19 protein-coding genes and 1 pseudogene are annotated in these 23,013 nt (G+C 68.5%); all 20 read right to left on the reverse strand.

The features are described 5' to 3' along the window. Window positions 1-223: 223 nt before the first annotated feature. The gene (locus BGP17_RS00370; RefSeq protein ID WP_286710657.1) at window positions 224-2,104 is read right to left on the reverse strand and encodes an SPOR domain-containing protein; all 1,881 of its coding nucleotides are present in this window, start codon (window positions 2,102-2,104) and stop codon (window positions 224-226) included. A 90-nt stretch (window positions 2,105-2,194) separates the two neighbouring features. Beyond that, window positions 2,195-3,668: pseudogene (gene ftsZ, locus BGP17_RS00375) on the reverse strand (cell division protein FtsZ). A 114-nt stretch (window positions 3,669-3,782) separates the two neighbouring features. After that, complete coding sequence (gene ftsA, locus BGP17_RS00380; protein WP_167300678.1) at window positions 3,783-5,042, reverse strand: cell division protein FtsA; 1,260 nt, start codon at window positions 5,040-5,042, stop codon at window positions 3,783-3,785. 82 nt (window positions 5,043-5,124) lie between these two features. Then, window positions 5,125-6,018, reverse strand: coding sequence for a cell division protein FtsQ/DivIB (locus BGP17_RS00385; protein WP_286710658.1), 894 nt, complete (start codon window positions 6,016-6,018; stop codon window positions 5,125-5,127). Continuing rightward, a complete protein-coding gene (locus tag BGP17_RS00390) occupies window positions 6,015-6,950 on the reverse strand; it encodes a D-alanine--D-alanine ligase (protein ID WP_167300680.1) in 936 nt (311 codons plus the stop codon). Before BGP17_RS00390 ends, BGP17_RS00385 begins: the two co-directional genes overlap by 4 nt. A gap of 126 nt (window positions 6,951-7,076) precedes the next feature. Continuing rightward, the gene (gene murB / locus BGP17_RS00395) at window positions 7,077-8,033 is read right to left on the reverse strand and encodes a UDP-N-acetylmuramate dehydrogenase (protein ID WP_286710659.1); all 957 of its coding nucleotides are present in this window, start codon (window positions 8,031-8,033) and stop codon (window positions 7,077-7,079) included. Continuing rightward, window positions 8,006-8,200, reverse strand: coding sequence for a hypothetical protein (locus tag BGP17_RS00400; protein WP_167300681.1), 195 nt, complete (start codon window positions 8,198-8,200; stop codon window positions 8,006-8,008). The genes murB and BGP17_RS00400 overlap by 28 nt, the downstream gene beginning before the upstream one ends. Next, on the reverse strand, window positions 8,197-9,609 hold the full coding sequence (gene murC / locus BGP17_RS00405) for a UDP-N-acetylmuramate--L-alanine ligase (protein ID WP_286710660.1): 1,413 nt from the start codon (window positions 9,607-9,609) through the stop codon (window positions 8,197-8,199). Before murC ends, BGP17_RS00400 begins: the two co-directional genes overlap by 4 nt. A gap of 13 nt (window positions 9,610-9,622) precedes the next feature. After that, on the reverse strand, window positions 9,623-10,774 hold the full coding sequence (gene murG / locus BGP17_RS00410; RefSeq protein ID WP_286710661.1) for an undecaprenyldiphospho-muramoylpentapeptide beta-N-acetylglucosaminyltransferase: 1,152 nt from the start codon (window positions 10,772-10,774) through the stop codon (window positions 9,623-9,625). Then, window positions 10,771-12,003 carry an FtsW/RodA/SpoVE family cell cycle protein gene (locus BGP17_RS00415; protein ID WP_243857482.1) on the reverse strand — a complete coding sequence of 411 codons (1,233 nt, stop codon included), beginning with the start codon at window positions 12,001-12,003 and terminating at the stop codon, window positions 10,771-10,773. Before BGP17_RS00415 ends, murG begins: the two co-directional genes overlap by 4 nt. Beyond that, window positions 12,000-13,412 carry a UDP-N-acetylmuramoyl-L-alanine--D-glutamate ligase gene (gene murD / locus BGP17_RS00420; RefSeq protein WP_286710662.1) on the reverse strand — a complete coding sequence of 471 codons (1,413 nt, stop codon included), beginning with the start codon at window positions 13,410-13,412 and terminating at the stop codon, window positions 12,000-12,002. The genes BGP17_RS00415 and murD overlap by 4 nt, the downstream gene beginning before the upstream one ends. Continuing rightward, window positions 13,409-14,479 (reverse strand): phospho-N-acetylmuramoyl-pentapeptide-transferase, encoded by a 1,071-nt coding sequence (gene mraY / locus BGP17_RS00425; protein ID WP_286710663.1) that lies wholly within the window; start codon window positions 14,477-14,479, stop codon window positions 13,409-13,411. The genes murD and mraY overlap by 4 nt, the downstream gene beginning before the upstream one ends. Beyond that, window positions 14,479-15,852, reverse strand: a complete 1,374-nt coding sequence (locus tag BGP17_RS00430) for a UDP-N-acetylmuramoyl-tripeptide--D-alanyl-D-alanine ligase (protein WP_286710664.1) — start codon at window positions 15,850-15,852, stop codon at window positions 14,479-14,481. The genes mraY and BGP17_RS00430 overlap by 1 nt, the downstream gene beginning before the upstream one ends. Continuing rightward, window positions 15,849-17,264 carry a UDP-N-acetylmuramoyl-L-alanyl-D-glutamate--2,6-diaminopimelate ligase gene (locus tag BGP17_RS00435; RefSeq protein ID WP_286710665.1) on the reverse strand — a complete coding sequence of 472 codons (1,416 nt, stop codon included), beginning with the start codon at window positions 17,262-17,264 and terminating at the stop codon, window positions 15,849-15,851. The genes BGP17_RS00430 and BGP17_RS00435 overlap by 4 nt, the downstream gene beginning before the upstream one ends. Further along, entirely contained in the window at window positions 17,261-18,976 is a 1,716-nt protein-coding gene (locus BGP17_RS00440; protein WP_167300688.1) for a peptidoglycan D,D-transpeptidase FtsI family protein, read from the reverse strand. Before BGP17_RS00440 ends, BGP17_RS00435 begins: the two co-directional genes overlap by 4 nt. After that, complete coding sequence (locus BGP17_RS00445) at window positions 18,973-19,557, reverse strand: hypothetical protein (protein WP_286710666.1); 585 nt, start codon at window positions 19,555-19,557, stop codon at window positions 18,973-18,975. The genes BGP17_RS00440 and BGP17_RS00445 overlap by 4 nt, the downstream gene beginning before the upstream one ends. A 1-nt stretch (window position 19,558) precedes the next feature. Further along, window positions 19,559-20,512, reverse strand: a complete 954-nt coding sequence (gene rsmH / locus BGP17_RS00450) for a 16S rRNA (cytosine(1402)-N(4))-methyltransferase RsmH (RefSeq protein WP_286710667.1) — start codon at window positions 20,510-20,512, stop codon at window positions 19,559-19,561. Beyond that, entirely contained in the window at window positions 20,509-20,994 is a 486-nt protein-coding gene (locus BGP17_RS00455; protein ID WP_167300691.1) for a division/cell wall cluster transcriptional repressor MraZ, read from the reverse strand. The genes rsmH and BGP17_RS00455 overlap by 4 nt, the downstream gene beginning before the upstream one ends. 562 nt (window positions 20,995-21,556) lie before the next feature. After that, a complete protein-coding gene (locus BGP17_RS00460) occupies window positions 21,557-21,853 on the reverse strand; it encodes a hypothetical protein (RefSeq protein WP_086130451.1) in 297 nt (98 codons plus the stop codon). An 84-nt stretch (window positions 21,854-21,937) separates the two neighbouring features. After that, window positions 21,938-22,930 (reverse strand): cysteine synthase A, encoded by a 993-nt coding sequence (locus BGP17_RS00465; RefSeq protein WP_167300692.1) that lies wholly within the window; start codon window positions 22,928-22,930, stop codon window positions 21,938-21,940. Window positions 22,931-23,013: the final 83 nt, after the last annotated feature.

Genomic DNA, 23,013 nt, shown 5'->3' on the forward strand with positions numbered 1-23,013 from the left:
ATCGCATATACTTCCAACGGATAGCCAATATTTGTTACAAAGTATTGCCGGCCGCCCGTGGAATACAATCGCCACATACCTCGCAGTCACCAATCACAAGGCTTGATTTTCGGCGATTCGAATCGCCAACGGCTGGCTCGCCGCCAAAGCCGCGCGCCTTTGTTCCCGATGGATAGCGAAGGCGCCTCCCAGGGAGGCGCTAGCGGCGCCGAACACCGCTACGTTACGGCGCCAGCTTGGTCACCTTCTGCCCGGCTTCGCTGGTGAAGACGAAGCCGGAGACACCCGCCTTGCCCAGCATGTTGACGAAGGCCTGCGCCTCCGCGCTGGTCTTGAACGGGCCGGCGAGCACGCGGTTGGTGGCGCGCAGCGGCGTCGTCCACGCACGCTTGCCCTTCATCGCCGCCGGCGCTTTCGCGACCACGCCCTTCCAGGCCTTGGCGAGCGACTCCTCATTGGCGCCCCCTGCCACCTGCACCCAGATGCGGCTGGGATCGGTCTTGGCCGGATCGGGTTTCTTGGCCTCCGGCTTCTCCGTCGTCGCCTTGGGATCGGGCTTGCCCTTCCTGATCTCCTCGGGCGTCGGCTTGGCCTTGGGATCCGGCCTTTTCGGGTCGGCCTTGGCCATGACCGGCTCGGGCTTCGGCTTGGCCGCGACCGGCTCCGGTTTCGGTTTGGGCAATGCGGCAGGCCTGGCCTCCGCGACGCGCAGCGGCTCAGGGGCCGGCGCCTCCACCGGTTCGGTCGGCGTCGCGGTGACGGCTGCAAGCTCGTCGGCAGGAATCGTGATGCCGCCGACGATCGCGGCAAGCACCGAATCCTCCTGCCCCACCCTGGCCGGGCCCGGCGGAATCGGCTCGGGCTTCGGAGCCGGGCGCACCGGCTGCACCGCCGGCTCGGCGCGGGCGAGCGTAACGGGGGCCGCGGCCGGCTCCGAACGCGCCGGCACGGGTGCGGGGACCGAGGCAAGGCGCACAGGCGCGGGCATGGGCGTCGGAGCCGGAGCCGGGCGCGCGGGAACCGCGGCCGGACGCTCGGCGGCTTCCGCCGGCTCCTCCTCGCGCTTCGGCGCCGGGATCGGCTGCACGATCGGCACAGGCGGAGGCACGAAGCGCGGCGGCGGCGGGAGATTCTCTTCGGGCGCGGGCTGCGGCACCGGCGCGGCGGCCGGTCGCGCCGCGGCGACGGCGGCAAGCTTCTCGTCGCGCTCGCGATCCCTGCGCGAGCGGCGGTCGTTTCCCTTGGGCGCCGGCGCGGGCGCGACGACCGGCTGCGCCGCCGCCAGTTGCACCGGTCGCACCGCCGGCACATAGCGCGGCAGCTCCGGCGCAAGCCGCGTGTCGGCGAGCCGCGCCTGGCTTGGCGAAAGCTCGCCGAAATGCACGGCAAAGGCGCGGTCGGCGGGCCCCAGATCGGCGAGACGGCGGAAAAAGGGCGAGAGCGCCTGCCCCATCGTGCCCGGCATCATGCTGGAGGCGATCTTCTCCGCCCCCGCCGTGTCGCCGTTCATCGCCAGGATGAAGGCCCGCGCACGCCACGCCGCCCGATCGCTGCGGCGAAGCAGCGGATCGAGCGTGCGCATCGCCTCGTCCTTGTCGCCGGTGATGCCGAGAGAGAGGGCATAGCGGCGGAGCGTCTCGGCATCGTCGCGATTGCCCGACAGCGCGAGCTTGTAGTCGCGCTGGGCGAGGCCCGGCTGGCCGAGCAGGTCATAGGCGAAGCCGCGGTCGCCGGCATAGTCGCGCGGATCGAGCCCGCGCGCTTCGGCCGCCTGGAAAAGGCGCAGCGCCTCGCCGGGCCGCTCCAGCCGCACCAGCACCATGGCGCGCCCAGCCGAAATGCGCGGATCGCCGGGGCTGAGCGTCTCTGCACGCTGGAAGAAGGCAATCGCGGCGGAAGTATCGCCCAGCCGCGCGCTGGTCATCCCCGCATCGAGCAGCGTGCGCAGGTCGCGCGGATCGCTGGCGAGCATGCGGATATCGTTGGCCAGCCGGTCGGCGTCGGGATTGGGTTGGGCAACGACTTCGGTCTGGGCAAAGACAGGCGCGGCCTGGGCCGCGACCAGCGCGAGTGCCGCAGCACCGATGAAGCGAATCCGGTCCATGTCCCCGCCAGCCTGCGCCGTGTTGCGCTGAACCGCCGATTACGGCGCCGGCACGGCTCGCCGAAGCGAGGCCGGCCGGCGACGAATGGCTTACTGGTTGTTCTGGCTGCGCAGGAAGCGCGGAATGTCGAGCGGATCCTTGTCGTCGTCATCGTCCGACTTGGAGGCGCCGCGCGAAGCCATCGCCATGCGTTCGAACAGCGTGCCGCCGCTCTTCTTCGCCGGCTTCTCGGCCGGGATCGAGGGCGCAGCTTCTTCCTCGTCGCCGCCGGTCAACCAGCGGCGGCGCGTGGTCGGCGCGGGCGCCGGGTCATCGACGGGCGGACGCGGCGCCTCGGGCACCAGGCTCTCGGCACCGAGCACCAACTCGTCCTCGTCGCCGTCCTTGCCGTCATCGACCCAGCTCGCCTGCACGGGCGCGGCCGGCTGCGGTTCGGGTTCATAGGCCTGGGGGATGGGCGGCGAGAGCGGCGCCGGCTCGGCGGCCACTTCCGGCGTGTAGGCCTCGGGCACCGGCGGCTCGAGCGGCGCTTCCTCCGCTACCGGCTCTACCGGGATCGGTGCCGGCTCGGCGGCTGCGGTGCGGCGCGGCGTGGAGAAGGAGAAGACGCGCGGCTGCTCGGCGGCGCGCGGCGCCGCCATCGGCTGCGCATCGGCATCGATACCGGTCGCGACGACCGAGACGCGGATCTTGCCCTCGAGCTCGGGATTGAAGGCCGAGCCCCAGATGATGTTCGCATCGGGATCGACCAGCTCGCGGATATGGTTCGCGGCTTCGTCGACTTCGAGCAGGCGCATGTCCTCGCCGCCGGTGATCGAGACGATCACGCCCTTGGCGCCGTTCATCGAGACGCCATCGAGCAGCGGGTTGGCGATCGCCTTCTGCGCGGCGATGAGCGCACGGTCGTCGCCCTCGGCCTCGCCGGTGCCCATCATCGCCTTGCCCATCTCCTGCATCACCGAGCGGACGTCGGCGAAGTCGAGGTTGATGAGGCCCGGCCATCTCGAACGCTTCCTTGAAGGTCGTGTTCGCATTGGCGATCAGGAACAGGTTCTGGTTCGGGATGACGATCAGGGTATCGACGTACTTCTGGAGCTCGTTGATGCCCGCCTCGGCCGAAGCCGCACGGCGCTTGCCCTCGAAGGCGAACGGCCGGGTGACCACGCCCACCGTCAGAATGCCCATGTCGCGGGCAGCCTTGGCGATGACGGGCGCCGCACCCGTGCCCGTGCCGCCGCCCATGCCGGCGGCGATGAACACCATGTGCGCGCCCTCGAGCGCCTTCTGGACGTTGTCGATCGTCTCCTCGGCCGCGGCGCGGCCGATCTCGGGCCGCGAGCCCGCGCCCAGGCCCTGGGTGATCTTGGCGCCGAGCTGGATGCGATGCCCCGCGCTCGATTGCTTGAGCGCCTGCGCATCGGTGTTGGCGACGATGAAGTCGACGCCCTGCACATCCGCGCGGATCATGTTCGCGATCGCGTTGCCGCCCGCGCCGCCCACACCGACCACGGTGATCTTCGGGGTCAGCTCGTCCACATCGGGCGGAAGGAAATCGATACTCATCGCCTTGGTCTCCCTGCGCCCGGGTGGCTGTCACAGGCGCGTAATCTAGCCCCCGTTCTGCACGAACGCAGAGGGTGACTCTAGAGGGAACGCGAAGTTACCAACGCATTTCTTCTAATAATTTGCCCGGAATGCCGCGATCAGCCGCTGGATCAGGGCTCCGGGGTTCGTCCTGGTCACCATCTGGTGATTCGGTTCGAGCGCGCGCAGGTCGATCGGATTGGCCGCGGCGAAGCGCGCCAGCCCCGCCAAAGTGGCGAAGGCGGGCCCCGCATGCGCCTCGGGCAGCGCCACCAGCCCCTTGGGCCGGCCGACACGCACCGCGCTGCCCAGGAACTGCTGGGCATAGTCCGCCACGCCCTTCAGCTCGGCGCCGCCGCCGGTGAGGACGATCTGGCGACCGGCGGGATCCTCGAACGAAAGCTTCTTGAGCTCCTTCTGGATCTCGCCCATCAGCCGCTCCAGCCGCTTGCGGATGATCGCGTTGAGCTGCGCCTTGGTGATGCGCGGTCCTTCGGTGCCATCATCCGGGATCGCCGGCACCACGTCGATCATCTCGTGATTGTCGCGGGGAGACAGGTTCGCGGAGCCGTGGAAGCATTTGGTCCGCTCCGCCCAGGCGCGCGCGGTGCCGAAGGACGAGGCGATGTCGTCGGTGATGTCCGCCGAGCCCATCGGGATCGAGGCGAGGCCGGAAAGCACCCCCTGCGAGAAGACGCTGACATTCGTCACCCCCGCGCCGATCTCGACCAGCGCGACACCCAGTTCGCGCTCCTCGTCGGTGAGGCAGGCCAGCCCCGTGGCAACCGGCGCGGCGATGATCGAGCGAACCTCGAGATGCGCCGAGCGGACGCAGTGATCCAGGTTGCGCACCGGCGCGCCATCGGTGGCGACGACATGGATGTCGACGCCCAGGCGCTCCGCATGGAGCCCGAGCGGACGCCGCACGCCGGCAAGACCGTCCACGGTGTAGCGGGTCGGCTGGGCATGGAGCACCATCTTGCCCTGGGGGTCGATCGCGTCGCGGCCGGCGCGGAGCAACTCGTCCACGTCGTTCTGCTCGATCCGGTGCCCCCCCAGGTCGGATTCCAGCCGGACGATGTCGGAGATCAGCCCGCCCGCGGAGAAACTCACCCAGACGTCCTCGATATTCTGTCCGGCGATGCGCTCGGCCTGTTCCACCGCTTCGCGGATCGCCAGTTCGGTCGCGTGCAGGTCGGCGACATAGCCGCGCTTGACGCCGCGGCTCTCGCGCTGGCCGGTGCCGAGCACCACCAGCGAGCCGTCATCCGCCTTTTGCGCGATCAGCGCCGAGACCTTGGACGAGCCCACGTCCAGCGCGGTGATCAGTCCCTCCGGTGCAGCCTTCGCCATTTGCCCCTCATTCCAAAAAACGCCTAACTCCCGATTCAGCTTATGAATCAGTATTTTCCCCGGAAGGCAACTACGGTGTTCATCATAATCCCGTCGCTGCCGGCGCTCCGATTGCCGCCGGGCGGCGGATCACGAGATTGTCGGGATCGCGCATGTCGAATCCCAGATTGCCGCGGCCGAGCAGGCGATAGGCGCCATCCTTCTCGGCAAAGGTCTTGAGCGCGTCCCTGGCTTCCTTCTCGCCCTCGGGCAGCTGGAGCTTCTCTCCCGTGTCGAAGATGATATCCCAGCGCCGATTGCCCACCCAGGTCGCGGCGCGGACGAGCGGCTTCAGCGCGGGCGCGCTGTCCATCAGGTCGCGCCGCACCGGCTCCTGCGCATTCGCCCCGTCTCCGATCAACAGCGGCAGATCGGGCATCGCCTCGCGCGAGACCGGCTCCAGCGGCACGCCCATCGGATCGATCAGCATCAGCTGGCCGTGATTCTGCCAGATCGCCGCAGGCTCGCGCTCGACGATGTCGATCAGCAGCTTGTCGGGCAGGCGCCGGGAGACGCGCGCATCCTTGATCCAGGGATAGGCGAGCAGCCGGGTGCGCACATCGGCCAGGTCGACCAGCGGCATGGCACGCGCGTTCTGGTCGAGCACCTGCTGGTACACGGTCATGCGGTTCATTCGCTTGAGACCGTTGATCTGGATCGTGTCGACGCGCAGCCCCGCCTCGCCGACCGCCTGGGCGGCACCGACGCCGATCACCTGCGGCACGCCGAACCAGGTCGCGACGGTGATCAGCCCGACCGAGAACATGGCGACGATACCCCAGGTGGCGATGCGGGTGAGTGTCGCCTGGCTCACCGGCAGCGCAGCCAGCGCCTGGTCCATCAGTCCCGGCTGCTTCTTGCGCGCGATCTGCTTGCGCTTCTGCACCGGCTTCGCCCCGCGCCGGGTGGCCGCCCGTCTGGCGGGGGGGCGGCTCATCCCGCGCAGCCCCCGCCCATCGCCTCGTCGACGATGCGCTGGCACAGCTGCGGATAGGAGATGCCGAGATGCCGCGCCTGCTCGGGTACCAGGCTGAGCGGCGTCATGCCGGGCTGGGTGTTCACTTCGAGCAGGAACAAGCCCTCGACGCCCTGGCTGTCGTCCCAGCGGAAATCGGAGCGCGAGGTGCCCTTGCAGCCCAGCAGCTTGTGCGCCTCGAGCGCGATGCGCCGGCACGCCTCGGTGATCTCGTCGGGGATCTGCGCCGGATAGACGTGCTCGGTCAGCCCGTCGGTATATTTGGCGTCATAGTCGTAGAAGCCGCTCTTGGGCTTCAATTCGGTCACGCCCAGCGCTTCGCCAGCCAGCACCGCGGTGGTCAGTTCGCGCCCGCGGATGAAGGGCTCGGCGAGCAGTTCGTCGAACTCCTGCCACGGGCCCACCGCATCGGCCGAGATCGGATTGCCGTAATTGCCTTCCTTGGTGACGATGGCGACCCCCACCGAGGAACCTTCGTTCACCGGCTTGAGCACATAGGGGCGCGGCAGCGGATCGGCCTGGTGCAGTTCCCCGGTCTTCACCATGCGGCCGCCGGGCATCGGGATGCCGTGCGGCACCAGCGCCTGCTTGGTCAGCTGCTTGTCGATCGCGATCACCGAAGTGACCAGCCCCGAATGCGTATAGCGCACGCCCATCAGGTCGAGCATGCCCTGCACGGTGCCGTCCTCGCCGGGGGTGCCATGCAGCGCGTTGAACACCACGTCCGGCCGTGCTTCGGCGATCTTCAGGGCAACGTCGCGATCCATGTCGATGCGCGTCACCTTGTGGCCCAGGCTCTCCAGCGCCTCCGCGATGCCCGCGCCGGACATCAGCGAGACTTCGCGCTCGGCCGACCAGCCACCCATCAGAACCGCGACGTGCAACTTGCTCACCTATTCACCCCAATGACGTCCTTGCTTGGCGTCGTCGGCAAACATGCCGACACGCTATTTGTCCCCGTCGTCGGCAAGCATGCCGACACGCTACTTGTCCCCGTCGTCGGCAAGCATGCCGACACGCTACTTGTCTCCGTCGTCGGCAAGCATGCCGACACGCTGGATTTCCCATTCCAGCTCGACGCCCGACTGCGCCTTCACCCGGGTGCGGACTTCCTCGCCCAGCGCTTCGATGTCGGCCGAGGAAGCATTGCCCAGATTTAGCAGGAAATTGCAGTGTTTTTCGCTGACCTGCGCGTCGCCGCGACGAAGGCCCCGACAACCGGCCGCGTCGATCAGCGCCCAGGCCTTGCCGCCGTCCGGATTCTTGAAGGTCGAGCCGCCGGTGCGCGACCTAAGCGGCTGGGAAGCCTCGCGTTCCGCCGCGATCCGGTCCATCTCTGCGCCGATCTCGGCCTTGTCGCCGGGAGTCCCCTCGAACAGCGCCTCGACCACCACGGCACCGGCAGGCAGCTCCGAATGGCGATAGGTATAGCCGAGTTTGGCCGCCGGCCAGGTCTCCACCGTCCCGTTTCGAGTCACCAGCGTGACCTCGACCAGGATATTGCTGGTGTCACGGCCATAGGCGCCCGCGTTCATCCGCACCGCGCCGCCGATCGTGCCCGGAATCCCGCGCAGGAATTCGAGGCCCGCAATGCCCGCATCGCGCGCGGCGCTCGCCACGGTGATCCCCATCGCGGCCCCGCCCGCGCGCACGCGCCGGGAACCTTCCCTGGTGCCCGGTTCGATGGTCACTTTCGCCATCGCCTTGGGCAGCCGCACCACCACGCCCGGCACGCCGCCGTCGCGCACGATCAGGTTCGAGCCAACCCCGACCGGCAGCACCGGCACTTCCGGATCGAGCGCGGCCAGGAACGCCGCAAGGCCCTGCACGTCATCGGGGCGCACCAGCCATTCGGCCGGGCCGCCGGTGCGAAACCAGATGAAGTCGGCAAGGCTGCCCTGATGCTCCACCGTGCCGCGCAGCGGAGGCAGCGCGGTGCAGACTGCGCTCACTTCCACCCCCACATGCTCGACCATTGCCTCCACGCCGCGAGATTGGCCTCGGCCGCCCTCTGCCCGGCCTGCTGCAGCTTCATAACGTCGCGCCCGGCATCCAGCATCTTCTGCGCGGCAGCCATCTGCGCCTGCTGTGCCTGGATCAGGTCGCGCTGCATCTCGATGCCCAGGGTCAGCCAGTCCTTCATGCGACTGCCTTTGCTTCCTCGATCGCGCCCGCCAGGTTCGCGGCCCATTTGGTGATGTCGCCCGCGCCCAGGCAGATGACCATGTCCTTTGGCTGGATCACCCCGGCGAGCGCGCGCGCCAACGCGTCCTCGCTCTCGATCGCGCCCACCGCGCGATGCCCGCGGCGCTGGACGTTCTCCACCAGGGCCTCCGCGCTCACGCCCTCGAGCGGCAGTTCGCCCGCCGCATAGACCGGCGTGACATAGACCATGTCGGCATCGTTGAACGCCTGGGCGAACTCGTCCATCAAATTCTTCAGGCGCGTGAAACGATGCGGCTGGACGACTGCGATCACCCTGCCCTCGGCGCTCTCGCGCGCAGCGGCCAGCACCGCGCGGATCTCGACCGGATGATGGCCGTAATCGTCGATGATCGTCACGCCGCCGGTCTCGCCGACCTTGGTGAAGCGCCGCTTGACCCCGCCGAACTTGGCGAAGCCCTGCTGGATCGTCGCATCGGGAATGCCCAGCTCGAGCGCCACGCCGATCGCGGCGAGCGCGTTCTGGACGTTGTGGCGGCCCGGCATCGGCAGCTCGATGCCCTCGATCGAGCGGGTGGCGCCGTCGCGGTGGCGGATGATCGCCTCGAAGCGGTTGCCGCCATGATGCGGCACCACGTTGACGCCGCGCACGTCCGCGCTGGCGGCAAAGCCATAGGTCACGATCCGGCGATCGCGCACGCGCGGGATGATCGCCTGCACTTCGGGATGGTCGAGGCACAGCAGCGCGGCGCCGTAGAAGGGCACATTCTCGACAAACTCGACGAACGCGTCCTTCACCGCGTCGAACGAGCCGTAATGGTCGAGATGCTCGGGATCGATATTGGTGACGATGGCATAGGTGCCGTCGAGGCGCAGGAAGCTGCCGTCGCTCTCGTCGGCCTCGACCACCATCCACTCGCTGTCGCCCAGGCGCGCGTTCGAGCCATATTGGTTGATGATGCCGCCGTTGATCACGGTCGGGTCCACCCCGCCCGCGTCGAGCAGGGCCGCGACCATCGAGGTCGTGGTCGTCTTGCCGTGCGTGCCCGCCACCGCGACGGTGGACTTCAGGCGCATCAGCTCGGCGAGCATCTCGGCGCGGCGTACCACGGGAACGCGACGCTGATAGGCCGCCTCGACCTCGGGATTGGTACGCACGATCGCGGTGGAGACCACCACCACGGCCGCGTCGCCCAGATTCTCGGCATCATGGCCGATCGTCACCGGAATGCCGCGGCTGCGCAGCCCCTGCACGACATAGCCTTCGGCCACGTCCGAACCCTGCACCTTGTAGCCCAGATTGTGCATCACCTCCGCGATGCCGGACATGCCGATGCCGCCGATGCCGACGAAATGGATGATGCCGATGTCGGTTGCGACGCCCTTCATGCGCCAAACTCACTCATGCGAACGCTGGCCTTCCCTGCATTGCCGCGCGGCGGATCCCGATCGGAGCCTCCGGCGCGTGGATGGATTCGACGAGATCGGCGAGGTCGCGCGTGGCGTTGGGACGGCCCACGCTGCGCGCCCGCGCCGCGGCATTCTCGAGCCCGACCGTGTCGAGCCCGAGCTTCTGGATCTGCTTGGCGAGTTCCGCCGCGGTGAAGGCGCGCTGCGGGATGGTCCGCGCGCCGCCGGCCGCAGTGATCTCGCGGGCATTGGCGGTCTGGTGATCGTCGGTGGCGCTGGGCAGCGGCACCAGGATCGCCGGGCGGCCCGCTGCGGTGAGCTCGGCAATGGTCGAGGCACCCGCGCGCGCGATCACGATGTGCGACCAGGCCAGTACATCGGCCATGTCGGTGATATAGGTGGAGACATCGGCCGGGATGCCGTGATTCTGATATTTCGCCCGCACCGTCTCGATATCCTCGACACGCGCCTGGTGCGTCACCTGCAGGCGCCGGCGGAAATGCACCGGGAGCAGCGCCAGCCCGTCCGGCACCACCTGGCTCAGCACGGTCGCCCCCTGGCTGCCGCCGGTGACGAGTACGCGGAAGATGCCGTCTTCCTCGAGCAGCGGATAGGGGCGGTTGCGCAGGTTCAGCACCGCCTCGCGCACCGGGTTGCCGACGAGATGGATCCTGGCCTGCCAGCCGGGCTTCACCCGGTCGACCTGGTCATAGGAAGTGGCGATGGCATCCACGCGCCCCGCGACGAAGCGGTTGACCCGCCCGAGCACGGCATTCTGCTCGTGGATCACCGTCGGCACGCCCGCACGGAATGCCGCGAGCAGGGCGGGCAGCGCCGGATAGCCGCCGAACCCGATTACCGCGGCAGGCTGGATCTCCTTGTAGAGCCGAAGCGCCATCGAGCGACCCGTCATGATCCTGCTCGCCGCGCGCAGATAGCCGAGGGGCCCGCCGCCCAGCCGGCCCGCGGGCAGGACGTGCGTCTCGACGCCCTCGAACAGCCCCGGGAAGCGCACGCCGCGATCGTCGCTCACCAGCGCGACATGGTGGCCCCGCTCGGCCAGTTCCGCCGCCAGCGCCGCCGCAGGCACCATGTGCCCGCCGGTGCCGCCGGCTGCGAGGACATAGCTTCGGGACTGAGTCATGCGTTCGTGCTCCAGCGGCCGGTATAGGGCGAGCGTTTCAGATACGGGTTTCGGCGCGTGAAGGCGAGCAGCAACCCATAGCCGATGGCCAATGCGATCATCGACGACCCGCCATAGGAAATGAAGGGGAGCGTCATGCCCTTGGACGGGGCGATGCCGGTGTTCACCGCCATGTTGATCAGCGACTGCACGCCGAACTGCGCGGCCAGGCCGGCGGCCGCGAGCAGGCGGAAGGCGTCCTCCTCGTCCAGCAGCTTCATCAGCACGCGGATCACGATGGCCAGATAGAGGGTGGCGATCACCGCACAGGCGATCAGCCCGAACTCCTCGCCGATCACCGAGAAGATATAGTCGGTATGCCCCTCGGGAAGCTTGAACTTCATCATGCCGTTGCCCGGCCCCCGCCCGAGCAGGCCGCCCGCGGTGAGCGTCTCGTGCGCCATCTCCACCTGGTAGCGCTCGGCGAGCGCGGCGTCCTTGGTGGGAAACAGGAAATTGTCGATGCGGGTGCGGGCGGTGCCGTAGAACAGATAGGCCGCGAACACACCCGCCACTGCCGTGCCGAACAGGCCGGCGATGGCGGCGGGCGAGATGCCCGAGATCATCAGCAGGATGATCCACACGCTGCCGAACACGATCGTCTGGCCGAAATCGGGCTGGAGCATCAGCAGCACGCCGATCAGCGCAGTGAGCGCGCCGGTGACGAACAGCACCGGCAACTGCGGATCCTTGGCGCGGAAGCTGAGCATCCAGGCGGTGGAGACGATGAACAGCGGCTTGAGGAACTCGGAGGGCTGGAACTCGGCCAGCCCGACTCCGATCCAGCGCTTGGCGCCGTTCACTTCGTGCCCGATCACCGGCACCAGTGCCAGGCAGACCAGGAATATCCCCGCTCCGATCAGCGCCAGCCGCCGCGCCACCGTGACCGGCAGCATCGAGACCGCGATCAATACGGGCACGCTGATGCACACCCAGATCAGCTGGCGCCAGAAATAATACATCGGCGCCATGATGTGCGTGGCGTCGGAATAGCGGCGCGCCGTGGCGGGCGACGCGGCGGCGACCGCCACCAGCCCGATCGCGATCAGCAGCAGCGCCAGCGTGAGCAGCACGCGATCGACTTCCCAGAACCACATGCCGGCGCGCGTCTTGCTCGCACGGCCGAGCTGTTGCTGGACGCGACGGCGGACCTCGCTTCCAGCTTCCGGCACTTCCACGGTTTCGTTCATCCCAGTGCCTCCACCGCGTCGCGAAAGGCCTGGCCCCGGGCTTCGTAATCCTTGAACTGGTCGAACGACGCGCAGGCGGGCGACAGCAGCACTGTCTCCCCCGGATGCGCCTGTGCCGCCGCGCTCCGCACCGCGGCTTCGAGCGTGCCCGAGCGCTCGACCGGCATCTCGCCTTCGAGCAGCTGCGCGAACATCTCGCCCGCCTCTCCGATCGTATAGGCCTTCACCACATGGGGGAAACCCGGGCGGCAGGCGTCGAGATCGCCGGTCTTGGCCTTGCCGCCCAGGATCCAGTGGACCTTCGGATAGGCGGCGAGCGCCGGCGCGGCGGAATCGGCATTGGTCGCCTTGCTGTCGTTGACGAACAGCACGCCGCGCCTGGTGGCGACTCGTTCCATCCGGTGCGGCAGGCCGGGGAAGCTTTCCAGCCCTTGATCGATCGCTTCGCGGACGATGCCGAGCGCCTTGCACGCGGCGATCGCGGCAAGCGCGTTCTGCGCATTGTGCGGTCCCTGCAGCGCCGGCCAGCGCGACTGATCCAGGCAGGTGCCGGGGGCGATCCTGGTGAGGTCCTCGCTACGGCCCGCTGCAGCCAACTGGGCTGCGATCCCGGCCGAAGGCGCATCGCCGATGCCGATCACCGCGGCGTGGCCGGGCTTCTGCATCGCGAACAGCCGCGCCTTGGAGGCGGCATAGGCGTCGAAATCCGCATAGCGGTCGAGATGGTCCGGCGTGACGTTGAGCAGCACCGCCACGTCGCAGTCGAGGCTGTGGGTCAGGTCGATCTGATAGCTGGAAAGCTCGAGGACATAGACCCCGCCTTCGGGCAGCGGGTCCTGCCCCAGGATCGGCAATCCGATATTGCCGCCGAGCCGCGCCGGGATGCCGGCGGTCTCGAGGATGTGGTGGATCAGCGCCGTGGTGGTCGACTTGCCGTTGGTGCCGGTGATGCCGACCACACGGTGCGCGGGCATCTCGGCACGCGCCTCGGCGAACAGCTCGATGTCGCCGATGATCGGGACGCCGGCAGCCGCGGCATGGCCTGCGATCGGATGCCGGTTGAGCGGCACGCCAGGGGAAACCAGGACGCCGGCGAAACCCGTCAGGTCGATTTCCAGAGGGTCGGCGACAACCGGATCCTCCCCGGCACGGGGAGGGGGACCAGCCGCAGGCTGGTGGAGGGGGCTCTCCTCATCAGGACTGGCTTGCGGCGGGCCCCCTCCACCACCAGCTTCGCTGGCGGTCCCCCTCCCCGTTCCGGGGAGGATCGAAGCCCGCGCCGCCTCGCTGGAATCCCACGCGACCACGCGCGCGCCGCTCGCCACCAGCGCGCGCACCGTCGCCGCGCCGGAGCGCGCCAGCCCGAGCACCGCATAGCGTTTGCCGCGCCAGGCCGTGCTCGTGATCACCGCAGCTTGAGCGTCGCCAGCCCCGCCAGCGCCAGCACGAACGCGATGATCCAGAAGCGGATCACCACCGTCGGCTCCGACCAGCCGAGCTGCTCGAAATGATGGTGGATCGGCGCCATCTTGAAGATGCGCTTGCCCGTGCGCTTGAAGAAGAACACCTGGATGATGACGCTCAGCGCCTCCATCACGAACAGGCCGCCGATGATGCCGAGCACCAGCTCATGGTGCGTGGTGACGGCGATCGTGCCGAGCGCGCCGCCGAGCGCGAGGCTGCCGGTATCGCCCATGAACACCGCCGCCGGCGGCGCGTTGAACCACAGAAAGGCGAGCCCCGCCCCCACCATCGCGCCGCAGAAGATCGCCAGGTCGCCCGCGCCCGGCACGTGCGGGATGCCCAGATACACCGCATAGATCTTGTTGCCGGCCAGATAGGCGATCAGCATGAAGGCCATGCTGGCGATCACCACCGGCATGGTCGCGAGCCCGTCGAGCCCGTCGGTGAGGTTCACCGCATTGCCGAACGCGACGATCACGAAGGCGGCGAAGGCGATGTAGAACCAGCCGATGTCCGGGTGGATCCAGCTGAAGAAGGGTACATAGAGCTGGGTGCCGTTCTGCGAGCAGATGATCCAGGCGGCGACGCCTGCGATCAGGAACTCGCCCAGCAGCCGCACCTTGCCCGATACGCCGGCGGTCTTCTGTTTCCGCACCTTGTCGTAATCGTCGAGAAAACCGATCATCCCGAAGCCGAAGGTGACGAACATGCACGCCCAGACATAGGGGTTGCGCAGGTCCATCCACAACAGCAGCGAGAGCATCAGGCTGGTCAGGATCATCAGCCCGCCCATCGTCGGCGTGCCGCGCTTGGCAAGGTGGCTCTGCGGCCCGTCGTCGCGGATCGGCTGCCCCTTGCCCTGGCGGATGCGCAGCCAGCCGATGAACCTCGGCCCGATCACCAGCCCGATCAGCAGCGCCGTCGCCACCGCGCCGCCGGTGCGGAAGGAGAGATAGCGGAAGAGGTTGAAGACGCCGGGAAAGCCCAGCAGATCCGCGATCCAGTACAACATCAGGCAGGTGCCCTTTCCGCCAATGCCGCGACCACCGACCCAAGCCGCACGCCGTTCGACCCTTTTATGAGAACCGCGTCCCCCGCCTGGAGCATATCGTCGAGCCTGCCCAGCGCGGTCGCCGCGTCGGGCACATGGACGAAATCGACGCGCCCCTCAAGCGCCTCTGCAAGCGGAAGCATCGCTTCGCCGACGAGAATGGCATAATCGACGCCCGCGGCCTCGATCGGGCCCGAAAGTTCGGCGTGGAAAGCCGCCGAATGCACGCCGAGCTCGCGCATCTCGCCGAGCACCGCCAGCTTGCGGCCCTTTTCGAGCGCGAGCACTTCGAGCGTGGCGCGCATCGAGGCGGGGTTGGCGTTGTAGCTCTCGTCGATCACCAGCGCCTCGCCGCCACGCGCCGGCACCATGCGCCGCGCGCCGCGCCCCGCCAGGCCGCCCAGCTCGGCGAGCGCAAGGCCCGCCAGCTCGAGATCGCCGCCCACGGCATCGACCGCGGCGAGGATCGCCATCGCGTTCGACACCCAGTGCGCACCCGGCTGGGACAAGGTGAAGCTCAGTTCGCGCTGGCCGAAACGGGCCGTGACGAAGGTGGCGCCGGTGCGGGTGCGCATCGTCTCGACGGCGCGATAATCGGCGCCTTCCTTCAGGCCGAAGGTGACGATCTTTCCCGCATAGGGCCTCGCGGCGTCGATCAGACGGTCACGATGCGGGCTGTCGAACGGGACGATCGCGGCGCCGCCCGGCTCCAGCCCCTGGAAGATCTCGCCCTTGGCGTCGGCGATCGCCTCTTCGCTCGCGAAGAAGCCCAGATGCGCCGGGGCGATGGTGGTGACGATGGCGACATGGGGGCGCACCAGCCGCGTGAGCGCGGCCAGTTCGCCGGCATGGTTCATGCCCATCTCGAACACGCCATAGCGTGCCGTGCGCGGCATGCGCGCCAGGCTGAGCGGCACGCCGGTATGGTTGTTGTAGCTCTTGACGGAACGATGCGCCGCGCCGGGCGCATTGCGGTCGAGCGCCGCGAACAGCGCTTCCTTGGTGCCGGTCTTGCCGGCCGAACCGGTGACTCCGATCACCTGGCCCTGCATCCGCCCGCGCGCCGCAACGCCCAGCGCGTCCAGCGCCAGAACGGTGTCCGCCACGCGCACATGCGGGTGCGGCGTGGGTTCCGAAACCAGCGCCCCTGCCGCGCCCTGCGCAAAGGCCTGGTCGAGATAGCGATGCCCGTCGGTGGCCTCGCCCTTCAGCGCCAGGAACAAGTCCCCCTGCCCGACTTCGCGGGAATCGAAGGTCACGCCCGAGGCCTCGAACGCCGCCGAGGCCGTGCCGCCGGTCGCCTCGGCGATCTCGTCTGCGGTCCACAACCTCACGCCGCGCACTCCCGCGCCACGGCGACGTCGTCGAAGGGCAGCACCATGTCACCGACAATCTGGCCCTGCTCATGCCCCTTGCCGGCGATGAGCACGATGTCCTCGCTCCCGGCCATCTCGATCGCCGCCTTGATCGCCCCGCGCCGGCCGCCGATCTCGATCGCTTCGGGCGCGCCTTCGAGCACCTGGGCGCGGATCGCCGCCGGATCCTCGGAGCGCGGATTGTCGTCGGTCACGATCACTATGTCCGCGCCGGCGGCCGCCGCCTGCCCCATCGGCGCGCGCTTGCCGGTGTCGCGGTCGCCGCCCGCGCCGAACACGATGATCAGCTGCCCTGCGGTGTGCGGCTTGAGCGCCGCGATCGCCGCTTCGAGCGCGTCGGGCGTATGCGCATAGTCGACATAGACCGGCGCACCCTGCTTGGTGATCACCGCACGCTCCAGGCGCCCCCGCACCGGCTGCAGCCGGCTGAGGTCGCCGAGCGTCTGGATGACATCCCCGCCCGTCGCGATCACCAGGCCCGCCGCAACCAGCGCATTGGCGGCCTGATAGGCGCCGATCAGCGGCAGGTTCACTCGATATGTCTCGCCCCCGGCCTCGATCGTCAGCCCCTGGCCGAGCAGCGTCGGATCGCGGGCGATCAGCTTGAGCGTTTCGCCATGCTCGCCCACGGTGACCAGCCGATTGCCGCGCATCCGCGCCAGTTCCTCGACCCGCGGGCTATGCGGGTCGTCCGCCCACACCACCGCCACGCCGTCCGGATCCAGCACATCGGCGAACAGACGCAGCTTGGCATGGAAATAGGCGGCCATGTCGCCATGATAGTCGAGATGGTCGCGGCTGAGATTGGTGAACGCCGCCGCGCGCACCGGCAGGCCTTCGGTGCGATATTGCGACAGGCCGTGCGACGATGCCTCGAACGCGACATGGCTCACGCCTTCGCGCGCCAGCCCGGCGACATTGGAGAGGAAGGTGACGATGTCCGGCGTGGTCAGCCCGGTGCTCACCGTGTCGTCCGCCGTGGTGACGCCGAGCGTGCCGATCGAGGCGGCGTGGAAGCCCCGCATCCGCCAGAGCTGGCGCGTCATCTCCACGGTGGAAGTCTTGCCGTTGGTTCCCGTCACCGCCACCGCGGTCGCCGGGAAGGGCGCGAAGAAGCGCGCGGCCAGCCGGGCGAACTTCTCGCGCGGGTTCGCATCGACGATGTGGACCGCCCCCTCCACCCTGGCGCCGGGCCGGGCGACGATGGCGACGGCACCGGCCTTCACGGCGTCGGGAATGAAATCCTCGCCGTTGAAGCGCGCGCCTTCGAACGCGCCGAATATGGTGCCGGGCGCCACCTTGCGATGATCGATGGCAAATCCGGTGACGACGGCGTCCCCCCCGCCTTCCGTCAGCGTGCCCAGTTTCATTCGGGATCCTTCTTGTCGGCGCCTGGCCCCGCCCAGATCAGCGGCAGCAACTCGCGCTCGTCGATGTCGCGATTGGCGTCGGGCATCACGCCGAGCAGCGAGCCGGTACGGCCCACCACCCGCGCGACCACGGGCGCCACCGTCCACGCAGCGGTCGTGCGATAGACGCCGATCGAGGGGTTGGCTTTGGGCGAATCGAGCATGGCGATCATCACATAGCGCGGTGCGTCGATGGGGAAAGCCGCCGCGAAGGTCGAAACGTTGCGATGCTTGTCGTAACCACCTTCGCTCGCCGCCTCGGCGGTGCCGGTCTTGCCCGCGATACGGAAGCCGGGCGCCTCGCCCTTGCGGCCGGTGCCCTTAAGCACGATCAGGCGGAGCAGCTGGCGCATCCGGTCGCTCGTCGCCTGTTGCAGCACGCGCTTGCCCTCCGGCGGATGCGCGGGATCGACCTTGCGCAGCGTGACGGGACGCAGGATGCCGCCATTCACCATCGCGGCATAGGCCGTCGCAAGGTGCAGCGGCGTCACTGCGATGCCATGGCCATAGGCAGTGGTCATCACCGTGATCCGCCCCCAGCTCGACGGCCAGAGCGGCTTGGCGCTGGCATCGAGCTCGATCTCGGGCTTCCGGTCGAAGCCGAAACGGCGGAAGATCTCCTGCATCTTCTCCGCGCCCAGCTCGTCGGCGATGCGCGCGGTGGCGATGTTGGAGGAATAGATCAGCGTCTCCGGGATGTTGAGCCAGCGGAACTGCTCGTCGCCCGGATCGTCGTGAATCTTGAAGCGACCCACCTGCAGCGGCACGGTCGCGTCGAAGCGGCGCGACATCGACGTGATCGTGCCGGTGTCGATCGCCGCTGCCACCGCGATCGGCTTGAAGGTCGATCCCAGCTCATAGACGCTCTGCGTCACGTTGTTGCGCGGCGGCGGGCCGGCGATCGCATTGGGATTGAAGGCGGGGAGCGAAGTCATCGCGATCACTTCGCCGGTATGGACGTCGAGGATCACGCCCGCGGCGCCGCGCGCCTGGAGCTGCGTCATCGCCGTGCCCAGCTCGTTCTCCAGCGCCGCCTGCACCCGCAGGTCGAGCGACAGCGCCACGGGCTCGCCGCGCCGCGCCGGATCGCTCAGTTGCGCGTCGAGCACCCGCTCCATGCCGTAGCGGCCATGACCGGTGCTATCGATATAGCCGAGCACATGGGCCGCGAGCGTCGATTGCGGATAGAGCCGGTCGTTCTCGCGCTGGAACTCGATCGCCGGCTGGCCGAGTGCATTCACCGCGCTCACCAGCTCCGGCATGGCCCGGCGCTTGAGATAGGCGAAGCTGCCCCCCGACTTGAGCAGCGCGAAATAGCGCTCGGCGCTCTGCTCGGGAATCAGCTCGGCCAGCCGGTGCGCCAGCTCGGCCTTGTCGCCGATCACCTGGTTGGGGTGAATGGCGATCGTCCAGGAATCGATCGAGCGCGCGAGCGGCGCGCCGCGCCGGTCGGTGATGTCGCCGCGCGGGGGCACCAGCGTGGTGGCAATGTCGCGCGCAGTGGCCGGCTCCGCCCAGAGCGCGAGCAGCGCCAGCTTGCCGATCACCACCAGCATGCCGAACCCGAACAGGATCGACAGGATCATCAACCGCACCTGGGCCGTGGCGACAAGCGCCTGACGGGCATCGCCCGTACGGCCCTTGCGGGCCGGCGGGGCGACGACGACGATCAACGGAGCGCCAGCTTCTCGCGCTGCGCAAGCTTCTTCAGGTCGTCGATGGTCGAGGTGCTCAGCACGCCCTTGTCCACCATTGCCACCGCGCGCCTGTCCGCCTTCTTCATGAGGTCGTGAAGTTCCCTGTCCTGCTGCGCCACGCTCTTGCCCGACGGCGCCGAAGCGGAGCCCGGCTGCGGCGCCGGGGCCGCCTGCACCGGCGCTGCCGCTGCCGTCGCCACTGCTGCGACGGAGTGAGCCCCGGGCGCGCCGGCCGGAACGATCAGCGAAGCATTCTGGATCTGCGCGGGCTCGTCGAGGCTGGCCAGCGCCGTCTCGCTCGCCAGATACTGGCCGGGCGCCGGCGCGGCAAGCGCAAGCACGTCGCCGTTCCAGCGCTCGATCTGGGCCAGGTTGGCGCGCGTCTGGAACTCGGTCTCCAGCCCGCGAATGTCCTTCTGCGCCTGCAGGATCGCACCCTTCATCGCGTTGAGCTTGGCCTGTTCGGCCGCACCGTGCGAATTGACCATGTAGCACGCCGGCGCCACCACAACGGCGCAGAGGAGCCACCCCAGTCCCTTGAAGCTCTGAACCGCCATCTCACGCTACTCCTTCACTGGGCCACGGCGCCGCCGCGGTCCGCCGCGCCACGCGCAGCGTCGCCGAACGGGCACGCGGATTACGGGCAACCTCGTCATCGCCCGGCCGCACGGCCTTGGCGGGAGGTTCGAAACTGGGCTCGGCACGCGGGCCGACCGCGGGACGGTGACGCGAGCCGGCAGGCTCGCTGCCGCTGCGCTCGCGCAGGAAGCGCTTCACCAGGCGATCCTCCAGGCTGTGGAACGTCACCACCGCCAGCCGGCCGCCGGGCCTGAGCACGCGCTCGGCCGCGGCCAGCCCCTCCGCCAGTTCGTCGAGTTCGCGGTTGATGAAGATGCGCACCGCCTGGAAGGTACGGGTCGAGGGATCCTTCTTGTCGTGCGGCTTGTGGCCCAGCGCGCGGCGGACGACATTGGCGAGATCGGTGGTCGTCGCCAGCGGCCGGGCGCGCACGATCGCGCTCGCGACCCGGCGGGCACGCGGCTCTTCGCCAAATTGATACAGCACGTCGGCGATCTCGCCTTCGTCGGCCGAGTTCAGCCACTCCGCCGCGGTCATCCCCTCGCCGGCCATGCGCATGTCGAGCGGCCCCTCCTGCTGGAAGGAGAAGCCGCGCTCGGCCTGGTCGAGCTGCATCGACGAGACGCCGATGTCCATCGTCACGCCGTCGACCGGCACGAGGCCGCGGCGCTCGAGCTCGCCCTCCAGCTGGCTGAACGGCGCCTCGATCAGGATCAGCCGGCCATCCGCATGGGAGACGAGAGTTTGGCCGCCCTCGATCGCACGGGGGTCGCGATCGAAGGCGGCCACCTCGGCACCCCGCTCGAGGATGGCGTTGGTGTAGCCGCCGGCGCCGAACGTGCAGTCGACATGGCGCTCGCCGGGCACAGGGGCGAGGCCGTCGACCACTTCGTCGAGCAGCACCGGGATATGCGGCTGGGTCGGGGAGCTCACAGCTTCACTCCCTTGGCCTGGCACAGATACTCGCAGATCTCGCGCAGCGTCGGGTCCGCTTGCGCGTCGCTCATCAGGCGCTCCGGCGCCCAGATGTCGAAGGTCTCGCCGCTGCCATAGAACAGCGCCCATTTCTGGATGCCCGCCTTCATGCGGAAGAAGGGCGGGATCACGAAACGGCCGGAATCGTCGTACGGCGCCTTCTCGACCTGGCCGAAGGCACGACGCTTCGCCTTGTAATCGGCGTCCTCGCCGCGATCGGCAGCCTGCTGCTCCTTGCGGTCGATCCGCTCATATTTCTCCTTGGACCAGGAGAGGTCGTGCGCCGACAGGCAGGGGTCATGGGGGTGCAGGCCCACGACGATCTGGCGGATGTCGGAATTGCGTTCGGCGGCGTTGCGCAGGTCGGCGGGGATGGCGACGCGGCCCTTCTGGTCCACCGCCTGGAGCGCAAATCCCTCGAAGAGCTCCCTGTCTGCCACGCCAATACCCCAATGGGCACAGCTTTCCCGTCTCCGGAATCAGCCCCCACGGCCGGGCCCGGCGCTTCAAATGACGGTGAAAAGGGTGTGCCCCCTTTAAGCATCTCGTTTTACCAACAAGCGCCCGGGGATACAACGGGAGAATTGGGGATAGAGCGGGAATTTGCCCCACTAAGCCCCGATTTTCAACGGTGTTTTACTTAGAATCAGCGTTTGTTCTTTGTTTGTTTCGATAACGCCTCCGTAAATGAACCCATTCGCTACGGACAATTCCGGAAAATGGGGCGCCATCCCGCCCGATCCCGGGAAATCGCCAAGTGACGCAATTTCCTCGATTTTCCTGCTCGACCCCTAGCGGCGGCCATCTCGCCCGGCCAGCCCGCCCCTGCAGGAAACCGCAGAAATCCTGCGAGTCGCCGCAGAAACCGGCGCGCGCCAACCGATATTCCTGGGATTCAAGGTATTTCGGGAGCTGCTTGCAAGGAAATTGTGGATAGCCGGGCCGCCATGCCTGCTTCGCGCCAGTGGCGCCGGATCCCCGCGACCGCGCGGGCAGCGGCGATCAGCGCGCCTCGCCGTTCTGCTGGGCTTCCTGCTGCCGGCGCGCGATCGCCGCGGCATCGACCTTCTCGGTCGAGGTGGTGCTGGGCGCGGCGCCCAGTTCGGCGAGCGGCTCTTCCTTGGTCTTCTCGCCCAGCGAGTTGCCCAGGGCAGTCATGTTGGCGACCACGGCCGAGTTGGAGGCACCGACCGCGGAGACCGGCATGTCGTTCGCACGCCAGGCGACGACCGCGCTCGCCAGCACGATCAGCACCGTAACCACGGCGAGCCCCGTCAGACCAACGTAGATACGTTGCATCGTCTGGGCGGTATCAGGCGAACCCACGCTCATATCTGTTGCATAAATGTAACGCCGAACTGCCCCGTTGCCAAGATGGAGCGTTCACTCCGCTGCGAGCCACTCCGGGACCGGCAATCCCTTGGCCGCGAGCCACTCGGCATTGTAGAGCGTTGAAAGATAACGAAAACCCGTATCGCACAGGATCGTCGCGATCCGCTTGCCCGGCCCCAGCTCGCGCGCCAGCCGCACTGCGCCGGCCACGTTGATTCCGGAGGACAGGCCCAGGCACAGCCCTTCTTCCTTGAGCAGCCGCTCGACCCATTCCAGCCCCTCCTCGTCGGAGATGCGGAACTGGGTGTCGATCGGCGCGCCCTCGAGATTGCCGGTGATCCGCCCCTGGCCGATCCCCTCGGCGACCGAGCTGCCCTCGGCCTTCAGCTCGCCGCACGCATAATAGCTGTAGAGCGCCGCGCCGTGCGGGTCGCTGAGCGCGATGCGGACATTCTCGTCCCGGGCCTTGAGCCCCAGCCCGACGCCGGCGATCGTGCCACCGGTGCCCGCCGCGCAGGTGAAGCCGTCGATCCGCCCGTCCATCTGCGCCCAGATCTCCTCGGCGGTGCCGACGATGTGCGCCTTGCGGTTGGCGGTGTTGTCGAACTGGTTGGCCCAGATCGCATTGGGCGTCTCCTCGGCGATCCGCCTGGAGGTGTGCACGAAATGGCCCGGGTTCGAATAGGGCGCCGCCGGCACCAGCACCAGTTCGGCGCCGAGCGCGCGCAGCGTGTCCATCTTCTCGCGGCTCTGCGTCTCGGGCATCACGATGATCGTGCGATAGCCCTTGGCGTTGGCCACCAGCGCCAAGCCGATGCCGGTATTGCCCGCCGTCCCCTCGACGATGCAGCCGCCCGGGCCGATCAGCCCGCGCTCCTCGGCATCCTTGACGATGAACAGCGCCGCCCGGTCCTTCACAGACGCGCCGGGATTGGCGAACTCGCACTTGCCGTAGATCTCGCAGCCCGTGGCCTCGCTCGGCCCCTTCAGGCGCACCAGGGGCGTGTTGCCGATCAGTGCCAGCGTATCGGATGTCGAATGCATGGCCGCTAGATGGAGCGCTTTCCGCCGCGCCGCAAGCAAGCGCTGGCAGGGCACGGCGAAGCCCGGCTTTCCGCCTTTACGAA

It is taken from the genome of Sphingomonas sp. 67-41 (assembly GCF_001899725.1).
Taxonomy (GTDB): domain Bacteria; phylum Pseudomonadota; class Alphaproteobacteria; order Sphingomonadales; family Sphingomonadaceae; genus Sphingomonas; species Sphingomonas leidyi.